A 15,743-nucleotide genomic window follows, 5' to 3' on the forward strand; every position below is an offset into this window, starting at 1 on the left:
CCGCCCGGCTGGCATGTAATGGCGTGGCGACAGGCGGCTATTGCAGCTGCCAGCGCCCTTCGCCTTGTAGCTGCAGCTGGTGGCTATGGTGTGCCAGTAGCGTGCTGCGGTGGCCTACACTCACCAGTACCGTGTCCGGCAGCTGGCTGCGTACCAGGCGGTACAGCGCGTCTTCCAGGCCTTCGTCCATGGCCGAGGTGGCTTCGTCCAGGAAGGCTACTTTTGGTGCGGCCAACAGTAGGCGGCCAAACGCCAGCCGCTGCTGCTCACCCAGCGACAGGATGCGGCTCCAGTCGGCCACTTCGTCCAGGCGGCTGGCCAGCTGCCCCAGCTGCACGGCTTGCAGCACGCTGCTGATGCGGGCGCTGTCGGTAATGGCTGCTTGCGGGTAGCTTAGCGCGTCGCGCAGGCTGCCCAGCGGCAGGTAAGGGCGCTGCGACAAGAACAGCGCGGCTTGCTGCGGGTAGGCAATCTGCCCGTCGCAGTGTGGCCACAGCCCGGCAATGGCACGCAGCAGCGTGGTTTTGCCGCTACCGGACGGGCCGCGTATCAGCAGCGCATCGCCACTGTGCAGCGACAGCTGCAGCTGGTCGATCAGCACCTGCTGGTCTGGCCGGCGTACGGTGAAGTCTTGCAGCGACAGGCCGCTATCGGCGTGGTTGCTGGTGGCTTGTGGCAGCAGCACGGCCTGCTGACAGGCGTCCTGGAAACCGGTCAGGCGGTCCAGCACGGCTTTGTACTCGGCAAAATTGTCGTAGGAGGTGCGAAAGAACGACAGGTTGGTTTGCAGTTGGCCAAATGCCTGGGCGGTTTGCACCATGTCACCCAGCGAGATTTCCTTGGCAAAAAAGCGCTTGGCCTGTAGCAGGAAAGGGAAAATCACCCCGGTCTGGCTGACGGTGAGGTTAAAACCACTCAGTTTCAGGTTCCGGAAAACCAGCGACCAGATATTGTCGATCACCTCGCCAAAGCGCTGACGCAGGCCCGCACCCTCTACCTGCTCGCCGCGGTAAAAGGCGATGTTCTCGCTGTACTCGCGCACCCGCATCAGGCTGTAGCGGTAGTCGGCATTGAGCTTTTCGTTCAGGAAATTCAGGCGGATCAGCGGGCGGCCAATACGGAAGGCAAACACCGTGGCAATGATCACGTAGATGTAGGCGATGAACACCGTGCTGCGCGGAATCTCTACCCCGAAGATGGCCAGGGCACCCGACAGCCCCCACAGGATAAGGGTGAACTCGAAGGTAGACACCAGTGCGTCGATCACGCCCATGGACAGCGACAGGCTGCTGCCGACAAAGCTGGTAATGTCCTGCTGGATACGCTGGTCCGGGTTATCCGCCGGGGTAGCCAGATGGTGGCTGCGGTAGTAAGCCTGGCCCTGCAGCCATTGCCCCAGCAAGCGTTCGTTCAGCCACTGCCGCCAGCGGATCACAAACGCCTGCTGCAGGTAGTATTCAAACAGTACGCGGCCAACGTGTGCCGTAGCCAGCGCCGCAAACAGCAGCATGGACGCCCAGAAGGCTTTCTGGTCCAGCTTTTGCAGCGCGGTGTACATGCCGTTGTACCAGTTGGAAAACAGCACGCTCAGCCGCACGCCGGCCAGGGTGACCAGCACAATCAGCAGCAGGCTCAGCAGGGGCCGCCAGCCGTGCTTGCGCGGCTGAAAGTAGTCGCCCGATAGCTGCCAGAACTGCCGCCCCCACTGCGTGTGGCGTGTCAGCAGCCACAGCGCGCCGCCGCTCAGCAGCAGCGTAATCACCATGGCCTGCCCCAGCCATACCAGGCTGGCCAGCACTTCGCTTCCCCAATTCACAATGCATTACTCCTGTCTTGGTTTTGTTGTTTCGGCCAGGCCTGCCAGCAGCTGACCACGCTACACGCTAGGGGCTTGACGGCTTTGCTACAATAGCGGTTCGTTAGATAACCGATACAGGCTAAGACGCCATGCTCAAGCTCTATAACACACTGACCCGCCAGAAAGAAGAATTCAAACCGCTCGTACCCGGCCAGGTAAAGATGTACGTGTGTGGCATGACTGTCTATGACCTGTGCCATATCGGCCACGCCCGCATGCTCACCGCGTTTGACGTAATCTACCGCTGGTTTGCGGCCAGTAACTACGACGTGACCTATGTGCGCAATATTACCGATATTGACGACAAGATCATCAAGCGTTCTGCCGAGCGCGGCATCAGCGCCGAGGCGCTGGTAGAAGAAACCATCGCCGACATGCATGCCGATACCGAAGCGCTGGGCCTGCTGCGGCCAACCTTCGAGCCGCGCGCCACCCAGCATATTGGTGGCATGCAGGACATCATCAGCAAGCTGATTCACCGTGGCAAGGCCTACCCGGCGCCCAATGGCGACGTGTACTACGCCGTGCGCGAGTTTGAAGGCTACGGCAAGCTGTCCGGCAAGACGCTGGAAAGCCTGCGCGCCGGCGAGCGCATCGACGTAGACCCGAACAAACGTGACCCGTTCGACTTTGTGCTGTGGAAAGCCGCCAAGCCGGGCGAGCCGCAGTGGCAAAGCCCGTGGGGCGCCGGCCGCCCTGGCTGGCACATCGAGTGCTCGGCCATGAGCTGCCACCACCTGGGTGAGCATTTCGATATCCACGGCGGTGGCGAAGACCTGCAGTTCCCGCACCACGAAAACGAAATTGCCCAAAGCGAAGGCGCACACGGCCACCAGTACGTGAACTACTGGATGCACAATGGCTTTATCAATGTGGATGGCACCAAGATGTCCAAGAGCCTGGGCAACTTCTTTACCATCCGCGACGTGCTGGGCCACTTTGACGGCGAAGTGATCCGCTTCTTTATCGTGCGCAGCCACTACCGCAGCCCGGTCAACTTTACCGACGGCATCCTCAACGACGCCAAGCAGGGCTTGACCCGCCTGTACACCGCGCTGCGCGGCCTGGACCTGCCAGCCAGCACCGGCATCGACTGGGCCAACCCGTACGCCGCGCGCTTCAAAGCTGCCATGGACGACGACTTTGGTACCTCCGAAGCGGTGTCGGTACTGTTCGAGCTGGCGGGTGAAGTGAACAAGAGCAAAGACCTGGCGCTGGCACGCCTGCTGAAAGACCTGGGCGGTGTACTGGGCCTGCTGCAGCGCGACCCGGAAGCCTTCCTGCAAGGCGATAGCGCCGAGGGCGGCCTGAGTGCCGAGCAGGTAGAAGCGCTGATCCAGGCGCGCAAGGATGCCCGTGCCGCCAAAAACTGGGCCGAATCCGACCGTATCCGCGACGAACTCACCGCCGCCGGTATCGTGCTGGAAGACAGCGCCGGTGCCACCACCTGGCGCCGTGCCTGAGCATAAAACCCCGTGCCTATAGCAGGAAAGGTTGGCCGCGGCCAGCTTTTCCTTGCCAATGCCCGTTTTAGTCTGGATAATCTCGCGTTTTGAAGAAGTACAGGCAAAACCCCTGTACCCGAGTTAAAAGGAAAAGCCATGCAAGCCGATATTCAGCCGAACTACAAAGAAGTAGCCGTTACCTGCTCCTGCGGTAACCAGTTCACCACCAAGTCCACCATGGCTAAAGACGCCTTCCACATTGAAGTGTGCTCCCAGTGCCACCCGTTCTACACCGGTAAACAGAAGATCGTTGATACCGCTGGTCGCGTTGATCGCTTCAACCAGAAGTTCGGCAACTTCTTCAAGCGCTAATTCACGCTTGCAAGATGGACAGAAAGGCAGCCATGGCTGCCTTTTTTCATGTCTGCCGTATGGGTATTGGCCTTGTGTTGGCTGAAATGCCAGCTACAGGGCGTAGTCATATGGTCTACACTATGCCGGTTTACGTTTTCGAGCTTGTCAGATGATGCCTGTCAATATCGTGTACCTGTCGCACGGCAGCCGCAAATACCACGACCAGACCCGTTTCTCGGTGCTGACCCTGCTGCATTTGCTACTGCAACAGCAGCGCGATGATATCCGTATCGTGGTGTATACCGACGATGCCCGCGAAGTACCGCAGCACCCGCTGATTCGCGCTATCGTGCTGCAGCGCGCCGAGTTGGCCGCATTCCGTGGCACGTTCGACTACGTGCACCGTATCAAGCTGAACGTACTGCGCCGCGCCAGCACCGAGCTGGATGGCCCGTTGCTGTATGTAGACTGCGACACCCGCTGGCTGCACCTGCCCGACGATATCTTCAGCCGCCTGCGCGGCGACGCTGGCCAGGCGCCGCTGTGCTGCATGCACGTGGCCGAGGGCGCGTTTTCGCCAGCATTCTTCCCCGATTACCACCGTTACGTACAGCAAAAACAGGCGCAGCTGCAGCAGCTGGGCATTGCCGATACCTCGCGCCTGCTGATGTGGAACGCGGGTGCCATTGGCGTGCCGGCTGGCAGTACCGCCTTCTTTGACGACGTGATCCGTGTCAGCGATTACCTGTTTACCCGTGTCGTGCCGCGTAACTGGGTAGAGCAGTTTGCCCTGTCGCTGGTGGCCTGCAGCCGCTACGAGATGGTGGCGCTGGATACCGCGCTGCACCACTACTGGAACTACAGCTACGAAGCGCCGCTGTACCTGGCCAGTTTCTTTGCCGCGCAGCCGCCAGGGCTATCGGTGCCGCAGCTGGCGGCCGCGTGCGCCCAGCATGACTGGCGCGAAGACGAGCTGAAACGCCTGCAGGCCGCACCCGAGCACAAACGCCAGCGCCGCCGTAACAAGCTGCGCAATTCGCTGCAAAAGCGCCGTATCGACCTGAAAATCGCCATTGCCCGCCTGGGCCTGCGCTTACGCGGCCAGCTAGGCTAGCCCGGCCAGCCGGTTTGCCTGCCCACGCCACGCGGCTTGCTGCGTGGCGTTTGTTTTGCCTGCTAGGTGCGGGCGGCGATTATCACTACAATGTCGGCTTACTTTCTCTTGGTCATTTCCGCGCATGCTGACTTATTCCGCGCAGAGCCAGGTTGCCGCCCGGCCTACCGAAAAACCCTGGGTACTCTTGCTGCTGTGCTTTGTCTGGCTGTGGCCCGGCATTCTGGGGCATACCCCCTGGAAACCGGACGAGCCCTATGTCACCGCCGTGGTGCAGAGCTTTGTGGCCGGCGGCCATTGGCTGCTGCCCGCCATAGACGGCCAGCCCTATCTGGAAAACTCGCCGCTGTACTACTGGGTCGCCGCCGGTCTGGCGCGCTTGCTGTCGCCGTGGCTACTGCCCCTGCACGACGCCGCGCGGCTAGCCACGCCGCTATTCATGGCCGTGGCGCTGGCTTTTGCCGGCGGGGTAGGGCGCGAGCTGATTGGCCGCCGCCATGGCCGCAGTGTGGTCATGATCCTGATCGGCTGCCTGGGCCTGATTGTTACCGGGCACGAAATGAACCCCGTCGTAGCCGGGTTTGCCGGCTTTTCTGCGGCCTTGTACGCCATGGTGCTGAGCTGGCGTGCCTCTGCGCTGGCGGGCGCGCTGCTGGGGGCTGCCAGTGTGGTGGTGTTTTTGTCTACCAACCTGCTGCAGCTGATACTGGTGTGGAGCGTGGCGCTGCTGCTGCCTGCCTTTGCCAGCTGGCGCAACAAGCGCTACGCCATCACCCTGGTTATGGCCCTGCTGTTTGCCCTGCCGCTACTGATGGTATGGCCGTGGGCACTGTATAAAAACTACCCGCTGGTGTTTCAGCAATGGTGGCAGGCCTATGCGCTGGGGCCGCTACATGGCTTTGGCGGTATCGGTCTGTTTCACGAAATCGGCTATTACCCCAAGCTGGTGCTGTGGTACGCCTGGCCCGCCTGGCCATTGGCCGCCTGGGCGCTATGGAAAAACCGCCGTTACGAGCTGCCCATGCTGCAGCTGCCGTTGCTGAGCTTTGCGGTGCTGCTGTTGCTGCTGACTTTCTCCAACAACACCCATACCGAAGACGCCATGCCGCTACTGCTGCCGCTGGCGGTGCTGGCCGCGGTAGAGCTGGACAGCCTGCGCCGTGGTGCCGCGGCTTTCCTGAACTGGTTTGGCCTGATGGCTTTTGGCTTCTTTGCCGTGCTGGTGTGGCTGGGCTGGGCGGCCATGAACTTTGGCTGGCCGGCCAGGTTGGCCGCACGGGCCGAGTACTTTAGCCCCTATTACACGCCACAGGTATCGCTGCTGGCGGTGCTGCTGGCGCTACTGGCATCGGCCGTGTGGGTGTGGGCGGTCACGCGCCGCCACCTGCGTGGCCGCCAGGCCATTACCAACTGGGCTGCCGGCTTATCGCTGTTGTGGGGCCTGCTGCTCACCCTGTGGCTGCCGTTTCTGGATGCCGCCAAGAGCTACCAGCCGGTAGTGGCCGGCATGATGAAAGCCATGCCGGCGGGGGATAAATGCGTTGCTATCGACGAGCGCCAGATGATGGCGCGCGTGAGCTGGCAGTATTACGCCCAGCTGCGGCTGAAGCCGCTAGCGGCAGGGCAGGCCGTGCCGTGCACGCTACAGCTGGTAGTGGGCGACAAGGATCACCCGCCGCAGATAGCGGGCTGGCAGCTGCGCTGGCAGGGTGGTCGCCCGCGTGACAAACACGAGGTGTACTACCTGCTGCAGCGTTCGCCCGTGGGGCACTAAACGCAGCACTGCCAAACAACAAGGCCACCGCATGCGGTGGCCTTGTCTTTATACCTGCGGTTTAGCTGCTATAGCCATCCGGGTTCTGGCTTTGCCAGCGCCAGCTGTCGGCGCACATGTCTGCCAGGGTTTTTTCTGCGCGCCAGCCCAGCAGCTGTTCTGCTTGCGCCGGGTCGGCGTAGCAGGCGGCGACATCGCCAGGGCGGCGCGGGGTGATGGTGTAAGCAATGCTGCGGCCACTGGCCTGTTCGAATGCTTTCACCATGTCCAGCACCGAATAACCCTGCCCAGTGCCCAGGTTGACGGTGAGCAAGCCGGCCTGTTGTTGCAGCTTGTCCAGAGCGCACAGGTGGCCGCGTGCCAGATCTACCACATGAATATAGTCACGCACGCCGGTGCCGTCGTGGGTGGCGTAGTCGTTACCGAATACGCTGAGTTGCGCGCGTTTACCCACGGCCACCTGCGTAATGAAGGGCATCAGGTTATTGGGGATACCGTTGGGGTTTTCGCCGATCTGGCCACTTTCGTGTGCACCCACCGGGTTAAAGTAACGCAGGATGGCAATGCGCCAGTCTGGCTCGGCGTGTGACAGGTCGCGCAGCATGTCTTCTATCATCAGCTTGCTGCGGCCATAAGGGTTGGTGGCCGATAGCGGGAAATGCTCGCGAATGGGCACGCTGGCCGGGTCGCCGTATACCGTGGCCGACGAGCTGAAAACCAGCGTCTGGCAGCCGTGTTTTTTCATGGCTTTCAGCAGGGAAAGCGTGCCAGCCACGTTATTGTCGTAATAGCGCAGTGGCTCGGCGACCGATTCGCCCACCGCCTTCAGGCCGGCAAAATGAATCACGGCAGTGATGGGGTAGCGGAAGACAGCATCCAGGATGGTTTCGTCGCGGATATCCCCCTCTACCAGCTGCAGCTGGCGCCCGGCCAGCTTTTGCACGCGTTGCAGTGCTTCGGGTTGGCTATTGCTGAGGTTATCCAGCACAACCAGTTCGTGGCCTGCTGCCAGGAGCTGCAGGCAAGTATGCGAGCCGATATAGCCAGCCCCGCCAGTGACCAGAATCATGATGAACTCCGATTTATCGATTTGGCACGATGTTAACACTTCATGCTTCAATCATGAACAAGGCCACCGCATGCGGTGGCCTTGTTGTTTACGCTGTTGCGGCCAACCTGGGTTGGCCGCACGGTAAGTGCTAGCTTTGCAGCTCGGGCAGCTTGGCAAACAGCTGCAGTGCTTCCGGGTTCGCCAGAGCGCTCAGGTTGTTTACCGGCTCGTCGTGAATCACGTTTTTCACCGCCAGCTCTACAATCTTGCCGCTGATGGTTTTGGGGATGTCGGCCACGGCAATGATCTTGGCCGGTACGTGGCGCGGGCTGGCGCCGTTTTTGATCTTGTCCTTGATGGCCGTTACCAGAGCGGTATCCAGCGCCTGGCCGTCGCGCAGCTTCACAAACAGCACCACGCGCTCGTCGTCCTGCCAGCGCTGGCCCACCACGATGCTTTCCATGACCTGGGCAAAAGTTTCTACCTGGCGGTAGATCTCTGCCGTGCCGATACGCACGCCGCCGGGGTTCAGTACTGCGTCCGAGCGGCCGTAAATCACCATGCCATCGTGTGCGGTGAGCTCGGCGTAGTCGCCGTGGCACCACACATCCGCGAATCGGTCGAAGTAAGCCTTGCGGTATTTTTCGCCGCTATCATCGCCCCAGAAGCCGATAGGCATGGAAGGGAAGGGCTTGGTGCACACCAGCTCGCCTTTTTCGCCCTGTACCGGCTTGCCGTGGTCGTTGCGTATTTCTACCGCCATACCCAGGCCACGGCACTGCAGCTCGCCGCGGTATACCGGCAGCGCAGCGCAGCCCAGTGCAAAGCACGACACAATATCGGTGCCGCCAGAAATGGACGCCAGGTTCATGTCGGCCTTGATGGCGTCGTAGGCCCAGTCGAAGCTTTCTGCCACCAGTGGCGAGCCGGTGGAGAACACGGCGCGCAGGCAGGCCAGGTCGTAGTGCAGGCGGGGTTGCAGGTCGATCTTTTTCAGGCCATCGATGTACTTGGCCGAGGTGCCAAAGTGGGTGCAGCGGTAAGCCTGGGCGTATTCCCACAGGACATGCCCGCCTTTGGCAAACGGCGAGCCGTCGTACAGCATGAGCGTAGCGCCGCTACCCAGGCCGGATACCAGCCAGTTCCACATCATCCAGCCGCAGGTGGTGAAGTAGAACAGGCGGTCACCTGCGTGAATGTCGGCATGCAGCTGGTGTTCTTTCAGGTGCTGCAGCAAGGTGCCACCGTGGCCGTGCACGATACACTTGGGTTTGCCGGTGGTGCCGCTGGAATACAGGATGAACAGCGGGTGGTTAAACGGCACACGGGTAAACACCAGCTCGCGTGCCACAAAACCCTGCAGGAAAGCATCCAGCGTGCTGGCCTGCGGGAGGTTGGCCGCAAAGGCGTCGGTGTCGCCCAGGTAGGGCACTACCACGATTTTTTCTACCGATGGCAGGCCGGCGGCAATCACCCGCAGCTTGTCCAGAATATGCACCTGCTTGCCGTTGTACCAGTAGCCATCCGGGCAGAACAGGATGCGCGGCGCGGTCTGGCCAAAGCGGTCGATGGCGCCATCGGTGCCGAAATCCGGCGAGCAGCTGGTCCACACTGCGCCCAAGCTGGTGGCGGCCAGCATGGCGGCCAGGGTTTCCGGCATATTGGGCATGTAGCCAGCAATGCGGTCGCCACACTGGACGCCGTGCTCTTTCATGGCTTGCTGCAGGCGCGATACCAGGTCGTTCAGCTCCCACCAGCTTAGCTCGCGCTTGACCTGGTCTTCGCCCCAGAAGGTAACTGCCAGCGCATCGTCTTTGCGGCGCAGCATGTTTTCGGCGTAGTTCAGCGCGGCCTCGGGGAAAAACCGCGCCTCGCGCATGGTGCCGTGCTGCTGCAGGGCGATGCTGCCTTTGTCACCCAGCACGCCGCTGTAGTCCCACACCTGACTCCAGAACCGGTCTGGCCGGTCTACGCTGGCCTGCCACAGGCTGGCGTAGTCGGCATAGGGTTGGCCGTCTACTGTGGACATCAGCTTGCTGAAGGCGGCCAGATGGGTGGCGGCGGCGCGGCCCGGGGCGGGCTGCCAGATGGGGGTATCCGGTGCGTGCATGGGTGGGTCTCCTCTTTGTCGTGTTATTCCGGCGGTATGGCTAGTGTACGACGACTTACGTTAACGTAACAGGCTCAGTCTTCCTGGTAGCTGCCATCGTGCATCCAGCGGGCGTGTTGTGGTGCTTTGCGTGTGGCCGCCCACTCGTTGAGCATGTCCCATTTCACCTCGTCCAGCATCTGCATCATTTTGGGCGTGCCGGTATTGCAGGCCAGCTCCAGGCGGTGGCCGTTGGGGTCGAAGAAATAAATGCTGTGGAAAATGGTGTGGTTGGTGGGGCCGAGCACCTTGATGCCTGCCGCCTCCAGCCGTGCCTTGGTGGCCAGCAGGGTGTCCATGCTGTCTACCTGCAGCGCCAGGTGCTGCACCCAGGCCGGGGTGTTGGCATCGCGGCCCATTTCCGGGCTGTTTGGCAGCTCGAAAAACGCCAGGATATTGCCCTGGCCAGCGTCCAGAAACACGTGCATGTACGGGTCTGGCTGCTTGGTGGACGGCACTTCGTTTTCGGCAATGGCCAGCACGAACTTCATGTCCAGGTGCTTTACGTACCATTCCACGGTTTCTTTGGCGTCTTTGCAGCGGTAGGCCACGTGGTGGATTTTCTGAATCAGCATGGGTGTCTCCTTGTGCGGGGCAGCGGTGGCTGCATGGCCAGCACCATACTGCATTGTTAGATATTGCTCAATATATTTGATATTAACGAACTAGTATCGCAAGGCAGCAATGCTACACTGTGGCCACATTCATCTTCTCTTATCGTTATGGACGCAGAAAAAGACCCCCGCCGTGGCATTCAATCCATTGAGGTAGGCGGCAGCCTGCTGCAGGCCCTGGTGCGGGCGGCCACCCCCATGATGCTGAAAGACCTGGCGCGCAGCGCCGGCATGCCGCCAGCCAAGGCCCACCCCTACCTGGTGAGCTTTGGCAAGCTGGGGCTGGTAGAGCAAGACAGCGTTACCGGCCACTACCGCCTGGGCAGCTTTGCCCTGCAAATGGGCCTGACCGCCCTGCACGGGCTGGATGCGGTAAAAATAGCCAGCGATGCCGCCACGCGCCTGGCGCTCGACATCAACCAGAACGTAGCGCTGGCCGTGTGGGGGAACCACGGCCCCACCGTGGTACGCATCGTGGAGTGCAACCGCATCGTGCACATCAATATGCGCACCGGCAGCGTGATGTCGGTGCTGGATTCCGCCACCGGCCGCGTATTTGCCGCCTGGTTACCCACCGAGCTTACGCGCGATGTGATAGCGCGCGAGCTGGCACAGCAGCCTGCCGGCCAGCAGCCAGACCTGCCCGCCATGCTGGCCCAGGTACGCCAGCAAGGCATGGCCCGTGCTGTGGGCTACCCGCTGCCCGGCATCAATGCGCTATCGGCGCCGGTATTCGACAGCGGCGGCCAGCTGGCGCTGGCCATCACCACGCTGGGCCCGGCCGCAGATTTTGACCCGGCATGGGGTGGGCCACTGGCGCAGCAGCTGGCTGCTTGCGCAGCAGCGATATCACGCAGCCTGGGTTTTCATGCGGCAGCAGGGGGGTAGTGGTATTGCTGTGGTGCAGCATCAACACCTAATCGAAACAAAAACACCCACAATTGGATACTAATTTTAAACAGTCATTTTAATAACATATGCTGTCATAGCCGCCCTGTGTGGCTATTTTTTTTGTAATCAATAGCTTAGATGCTGATATGTGGTTGCGGCATATCTTATCCTATAAGATTAAGTATAAAAAAAACCGCTTGGCATTCATGAAAGTTGTACGATTGCTGTAAAATATCGATGAAACAATGGCAGCGTAAATCGCAAAGCCAACCATCGAAATACCGCGCCGCGTTACCCCACCGCGGCGGTATGTTTACTGCAGGATGCAACCCATGAAAACCGGCCGCCTAAAACAGGGCTCTGCCATCGTTAGCAACATCATTCTGTTACTGGATGCCCTTACCGTGTGGCAGGCCGCCGAGCTGGCGGCCTGGCTGCGTTTTGGCGGCAGTAGCCTGCCCCTGGGCTACGACAGCCTGATTGTGGCCACCAGCCTGCTGGCCATGCTGTGCTCGTCGCTGGTGTACCAGTCTTTCCGTGGCGGCTCGTGGCAGGCTATGTATGGCCGCGTGGTACTGGCCTGGGTCATTACCGTGGGTCTGCTGCTGTCCTGGCTGTTTTTCAGCAAGAGCTCCGAGGCGTATTCGCGCATCTTTGTAGGTACTTGGATAGCCGGCATGCTGCCGCTGCTGCTGCTGCAGCGTACCCTGGTGATGCAGGGCCTGCGCTGGCTGCACCGCCGCGGGGTCAATACCCGCGAAGTGTTGCTGATAGGCAAAGGCCCCATGAGCAACGACCTGGCCAAGCGCGCCCGCGAGGCATCGTGGAGTGGCTTTAAAGTCACGCGCCAGGTCAGCGCCAACGACCTGGCCCGCATTACCCAGCTAGCCAGCGACGCCACCTACGACGAAGTGTGGATCAACCTGCCCGCGCACGAAGCCTCCATCATCCCCGACGTGCTGGAAGCGCTAAAACACAGCGCCGCCGATATCCGCGTGGTGCCAGACCTGCTGACCTACCGCATGATCAACCACGGCGTCACCTTCATCATGGGTGTGCCCATGCTGGATATCAGCGGCAGCGCCCTGGGCGGCATTAACCGCGTTATCAAGCAGATAGAAGACTACGTGCTGGCCAGCATCATCCTGCTGATGATCAGCCCGCTGATGCTGGGCATTGCGGTGGCGGTAAAGCTGACCTCGCCCGGCCCGGTGATCTTTCGCCAGAAGCGCCACGGCTGGGGCGGCGAAGAAATCGTGGTGTACAAGTTCCGCAGCATGGCGGTGCACCAGGAGCATGACAAGGTGACCCAGGCCACCAAAAACGACGCCCGCATTACCCCGCTGGGTGCTTTTTTGCGCCGCACCAGCCTGGACGAGCTGCCGCAGTTCATTAATGTGTTGCAAGGCCGCATGAGCATAGTGGGCCCGCGCCCGCACGCCATACAGCACAACCATTACTACAAAGAGCTGATTCCCAACTACATGCTGCGCCACAAGATGAAGCCCGGCATAACCGGCTGGGCGCAGGTAAACGGCCTGCGCGGCGAAACCGACACCATAGACAAAATGAAATGGCGCGTGGAATACGACCTGCACTACCTGGAGCACTGGTCGGTATGGCTGGATCTGCGTATTGTGTTTCTTACCGTATTCAAGGGCTTTGTGAACAAAAACGCTTACTAAAGCGCACAAGGCAAGCCGGCAAATTTATCGATATAAAGAGCAATTAATCATGAACGTAACCGTATTTGGCACCGGCTATGTAGGCCTGGTGCAAGCTGCTGTACTGGCCGATGCTGGCCACCATGTGTGCTGCGTAGATGTAGACCAGGTCAAGATCGATAACCTGAACAAAGGCATTATCCCCATCTATGAGCCGGGCCTGACCCCGCTGGTGCAAGACAACCACGCCCAGGGCCGCCTGCGCTTTACCACCAGCGCAGAAGAAGGCGTGCAGTTTGCCGACCTGATCTTTATTGCCGTAGGCACCCCGCCAGACGAAGACGGCTCCGCCGACCTGAAATACGTGCTGGCTGTAGCCGGCACCGTGGCGCAGCACATGGCCAGCAATAAAGTGATCGTGAACAAGTCCACCGTGCCAGTAGGCACCGCCGACAAAGTAAGCCAGCACGTGCAGGGCATACTGGCCCAGCGCGGCAGCCCGCTTGGCTTTACCGTGGTATCGAACCCGGAATTCCTGAAAGAAGGTGCGGCAGTAAGCGACTGCAAGCGGCCAGACCGCATCATTATCGGCACCGACAATGCCGACGCCGTAGCGGTAATGCGCGAGCTGTACGAGCCGTTTAACCGCAACCACGAACGCATTATCGTAATGGACGTGCGCAGCGCCGAGCTCACCAAGTATGCGGCCAACTGCATGCTGGCCACCAAAATCAGCTTTATGAACGAAATGGCCAATATTGCCGAGCGGGTAGGGGCAGATATCGAGGCGGTACGCAAAGGCATAGGCTCGGACGTGCGCATTGGCTACCACTTTATCTACCCCGGCTGCGGCTATGGTGGTTCGTGCTTCCCGAAAGACGTGCAGGCACTGGTGCGCACTGCCGAGAGCATAGACTACCAGCCGCAGCTGCTACAGGCGGTAGAGGCGGTAAACCACCGCCAGAAGCGCAAGCTGTTTGAATACATTACCCAGCATTTTGGCAGTGACCTGAGCGGCAAAACCTTTGCGCTGTGGGGCCTGGCATTCAAACCCAATACCGACGACATGCGCGAAGCATCCAGCCGTGTATTGATGGAACAGCTATGGGCAGCCGGCGCCCGCGTACAAGCCTACGACCCGGAAGCCATGGAAGAAACCCAGCGCATCTATGGCTCACGCCCAGATTTAACCCTAATGGGCACAAAAGAATCGGCACTTAATGGCGCTAATGCTTTAATAATTTGTACCGAATGGCAAAACTTCAAAGCGCCTGATTTTTCATTGATTAAAGAGCAGCTTAGTGAAGCGGTAATATTTGATGGCCGTAACCTATTTGAACCAACTCGCATGAAAAAGAAAGGGTTTGTTTATTGGTCGATTGGCCGAATTTAATTTTATGACGATTGCCTGTGAATCAAGCATGGTAATACAGTTAATATTATTTTTAAATATGATCGATGTGGTTTTATCCAAATGCCCGAGTTAATTAAATGACTACCGTCTCACATGGAGTAAAGCTACGCAATGCATTAGCAAAAAGCATGGGCGGGAAATACAGCCTGTATTTAATGCAGGTGGTATCGATGGTGGTGCTGGCCCGCATTTTTACACCTGAACAATTTGGTATTTTTTCAGTTGTTCAAGTCTTTGCGCTATTTTTTGCCCTGTTTAGCGAAATTGGCTTAGTTCCGGCATTGGTGAACGAAAAATACATCAGCGAGCACATGCGTAACGGGGTATTTGGTTTTACCCTAGTCATTGGTCTTACGGTGTCTGTGGCTTTTTTGTTGTTCTCGCCCGCCATTGCTTGGTTTTACAACTACAGTGCTTACCAATATTTAGTAATACCGGTTGCGCTATCGATTATTTTTAATGCTTGTTCGATAGTGCCAACCGCCGCTTACACACGGGAAAAAAAATTCTTGCACATAGCAAAGGCTGAAATTATTGCTGAGCTGACCTCGCTAACGGTACTATTGGCCTTGCTGAATTTGCAGCACTTTGACACCGTGTTACTGCTAGCTTTCAAGCCACTAACTGTTTCCATAGTGAAATTCATTGCGCTTTGGCACGGCAGCCGTAAAACCGAAGTAGGGCTTGCCAGGGTATCTTTTGAGTTTACACAAGTGAAACCTTTGTTTAGATTTTCGGTTTACCAATTTATGTCGAACGTGATGGTTTACTTTTCACGTAACCTAGACAACCTGTTAGTGGGCAAATATTTTGGCGCAACCAGTCTTGGCCTATACGACAAAGCCTACCAGCTAATGCGCTATCCACTAATGCTGCTTACCTTTGCTATGGCACCCGCCATACAACCCGTATTAAAGGAGCTAAATCACGACAAAAGCAAATTTGTCGCCCTGCACAATAAGTTCATTACTTACTTGGCAATAGTGGGTGGTATGGCGGGCTTGGGGCTGTATTTTGCCGCCGATTTGATTGTTTGGCTGTTGCTTGGCAATCAATGGGGGGATGTAGGCGAATTGCTTAAAATATTAGCTATAACCGTGCCGATACAAATCGTACTGAGCTCAAGCGGTGGCTTTTTTCAGGCGGCCAACCGGCCAGATTTAATGTTTTTGGCCACGGTATTTTCTTTCGTTACTAACGTAAGTGCAATTGTGCTGGCGATCATTTTGGGTGATTTGTTTGTACTTTGCTGGGCACTAACGGCATCATTTACGGTGAATTTTTTCCAGTGCTATTACTTGCTGGGGAAATATGTTTTTGTCGGTGAGTATTTTGGCTTCTTTAGGCCTTTATCTGTTGTTGTTGTTGCATCATCTTTAATTTTATTGCTGAATGTGGTGATTTAATTATGCTCG

Annotated in this window: 12 protein-coding genes; 8 read left to right on the plus strand and 4 right to left on the minus strand. The window is 58.6% G+C overall.

Annotated features, from left to right (window positions below; genetic code table 11):
* Positions 1–37: 37 nt before the first annotated feature.
* Entirely contained in the window at positions 38–1,816 is a 1,779-nt protein-coding gene (locus tag ACZ9XP_RS03065) for an ABC transporter ATP-binding protein/permease (RefSeq protein WP_206211269.1), read from the minus strand.
* A 131-nt stretch (positions 1,817–1,947) separates the two neighbouring features.
* On the opposite strand from ACZ9XP_RS03065, the gene cysS reads away from it, so the two are divergent.
* The 4 genes from cysS (at position 1,948) to ACZ9XP_RS03085 (ending at position 6,545) form a co-directional block, all read left to right on the plus strand.
* A complete protein-coding gene (gene cysS, locus ACZ9XP_RS03070) occupies positions 1,948–3,321 on the plus strand; it encodes a cysteine--tRNA ligase (protein WP_147685670.1) in 1,374 nt (457 codons plus the stop codon).
* Between the two features lie 138 nt (positions 3,322–3,459).
* Positions 3,460–3,675, plus strand: coding sequence for a 50S ribosomal protein L31 (gene rpmE / locus ACZ9XP_RS03075; protein WP_147685672.1), 216 nt, complete (start codon positions 3,460–3,462; stop codon positions 3,673–3,675).
* 151 nt (positions 3,676–3,826) lie between these two features.
* Entirely contained in the window at positions 3,827–4,771 is a 945-nt protein-coding gene (locus ACZ9XP_RS03080) for a hypothetical protein (protein ID WP_465187962.1), read from the plus strand.
* Between the two features lie 124 nt (positions 4,772–4,895).
* Positions 4,896–6,545, plus strand: a complete 1,650-nt coding sequence (locus ACZ9XP_RS03085) for an ArnT family glycosyltransferase (protein ID WP_465187963.1) — start codon at positions 4,896–4,898, stop codon at positions 6,543–6,545.
* Between the two features lie 61 nt (positions 6,546–6,606).
* Here the strand turns inward: ACZ9XP_RS03085 and galE are convergent, their stop codons facing one another.
* From galE to ACZ9XP_RS03100, 3 genes are all read right to left on the minus strand, one after another.
* Positions 6,607–7,617 carry a UDP-glucose 4-epimerase GalE gene (galE, locus tag ACZ9XP_RS03090; protein WP_465188081.1) on the minus strand — a complete coding sequence of 337 codons (1,011 nt, stop codon included), beginning with the start codon at positions 7,615–7,617 and terminating at the stop codon, positions 6,607–6,609.
* 127 nt (positions 7,618–7,744) lie between these two features.
* Entirely contained in the window at positions 7,745–9,706 is a 1,962-nt protein-coding gene (locus ACZ9XP_RS03095; protein ID WP_465187964.1) for an acetoacetate--CoA ligase, read from the minus strand.
* Between the two features lie 74 nt (positions 9,707–9,780).
* Entirely contained in the window at positions 9,781–10,320 is a 540-nt protein-coding gene (locus ACZ9XP_RS03100) for a VOC family protein (RefSeq protein WP_465187965.1), read from the minus strand.
* Positions 10,321–10,467: 147 nt separating this feature from the next.
* Between ACZ9XP_RS03100 and ACZ9XP_RS03105 the strand changes: the two genes are divergently transcribed.
* The 4 genes from ACZ9XP_RS03105 to ACZ9XP_RS03120 all read left to right on the plus strand — a co-directional run bounded on the left by ACZ9XP_RS03105 (position 10,468) and on the right by ACZ9XP_RS03120 (position 15,734).
* Entirely contained in the window at positions 10,468–11,247 is a 780-nt protein-coding gene (locus ACZ9XP_RS03105; RefSeq protein WP_465187966.1) for an IclR family transcriptional regulator, read from the plus strand.
* A gap of 335 nt (positions 11,248–11,582) precedes the next feature.
* A complete protein-coding gene (locus tag ACZ9XP_RS03110) occupies positions 11,583–12,935 on the plus strand; it encodes an undecaprenyl-phosphate glucose phosphotransferase (protein WP_465187967.1) in 1,353 nt (450 codons plus the stop codon).
* A 49-nt stretch (positions 12,936–12,984) separates the two neighbouring features.
* A complete protein-coding gene (locus ACZ9XP_RS03115) occupies positions 12,985–14,307 on the plus strand; it encodes a UDP-glucose dehydrogenase family protein (protein WP_465187968.1) in 1,323 nt (440 codons plus the stop codon).
* Positions 14,308–14,405: 98 nt separating this feature from the next.
* Positions 14,406–15,734: a lipopolysaccharide biosynthesis protein gene (locus ACZ9XP_RS03120; protein WP_465187969.1), complete on the plus strand. Its 1,329-nt coding sequence runs from the start codon at positions 14,406–14,408 to the stop codon at positions 15,732–15,734.
* Positions 15,735–15,743: the final 9 nt, after the last annotated feature.

It is taken from the genome of Vogesella perlucida, assembly GCF_979366545.1.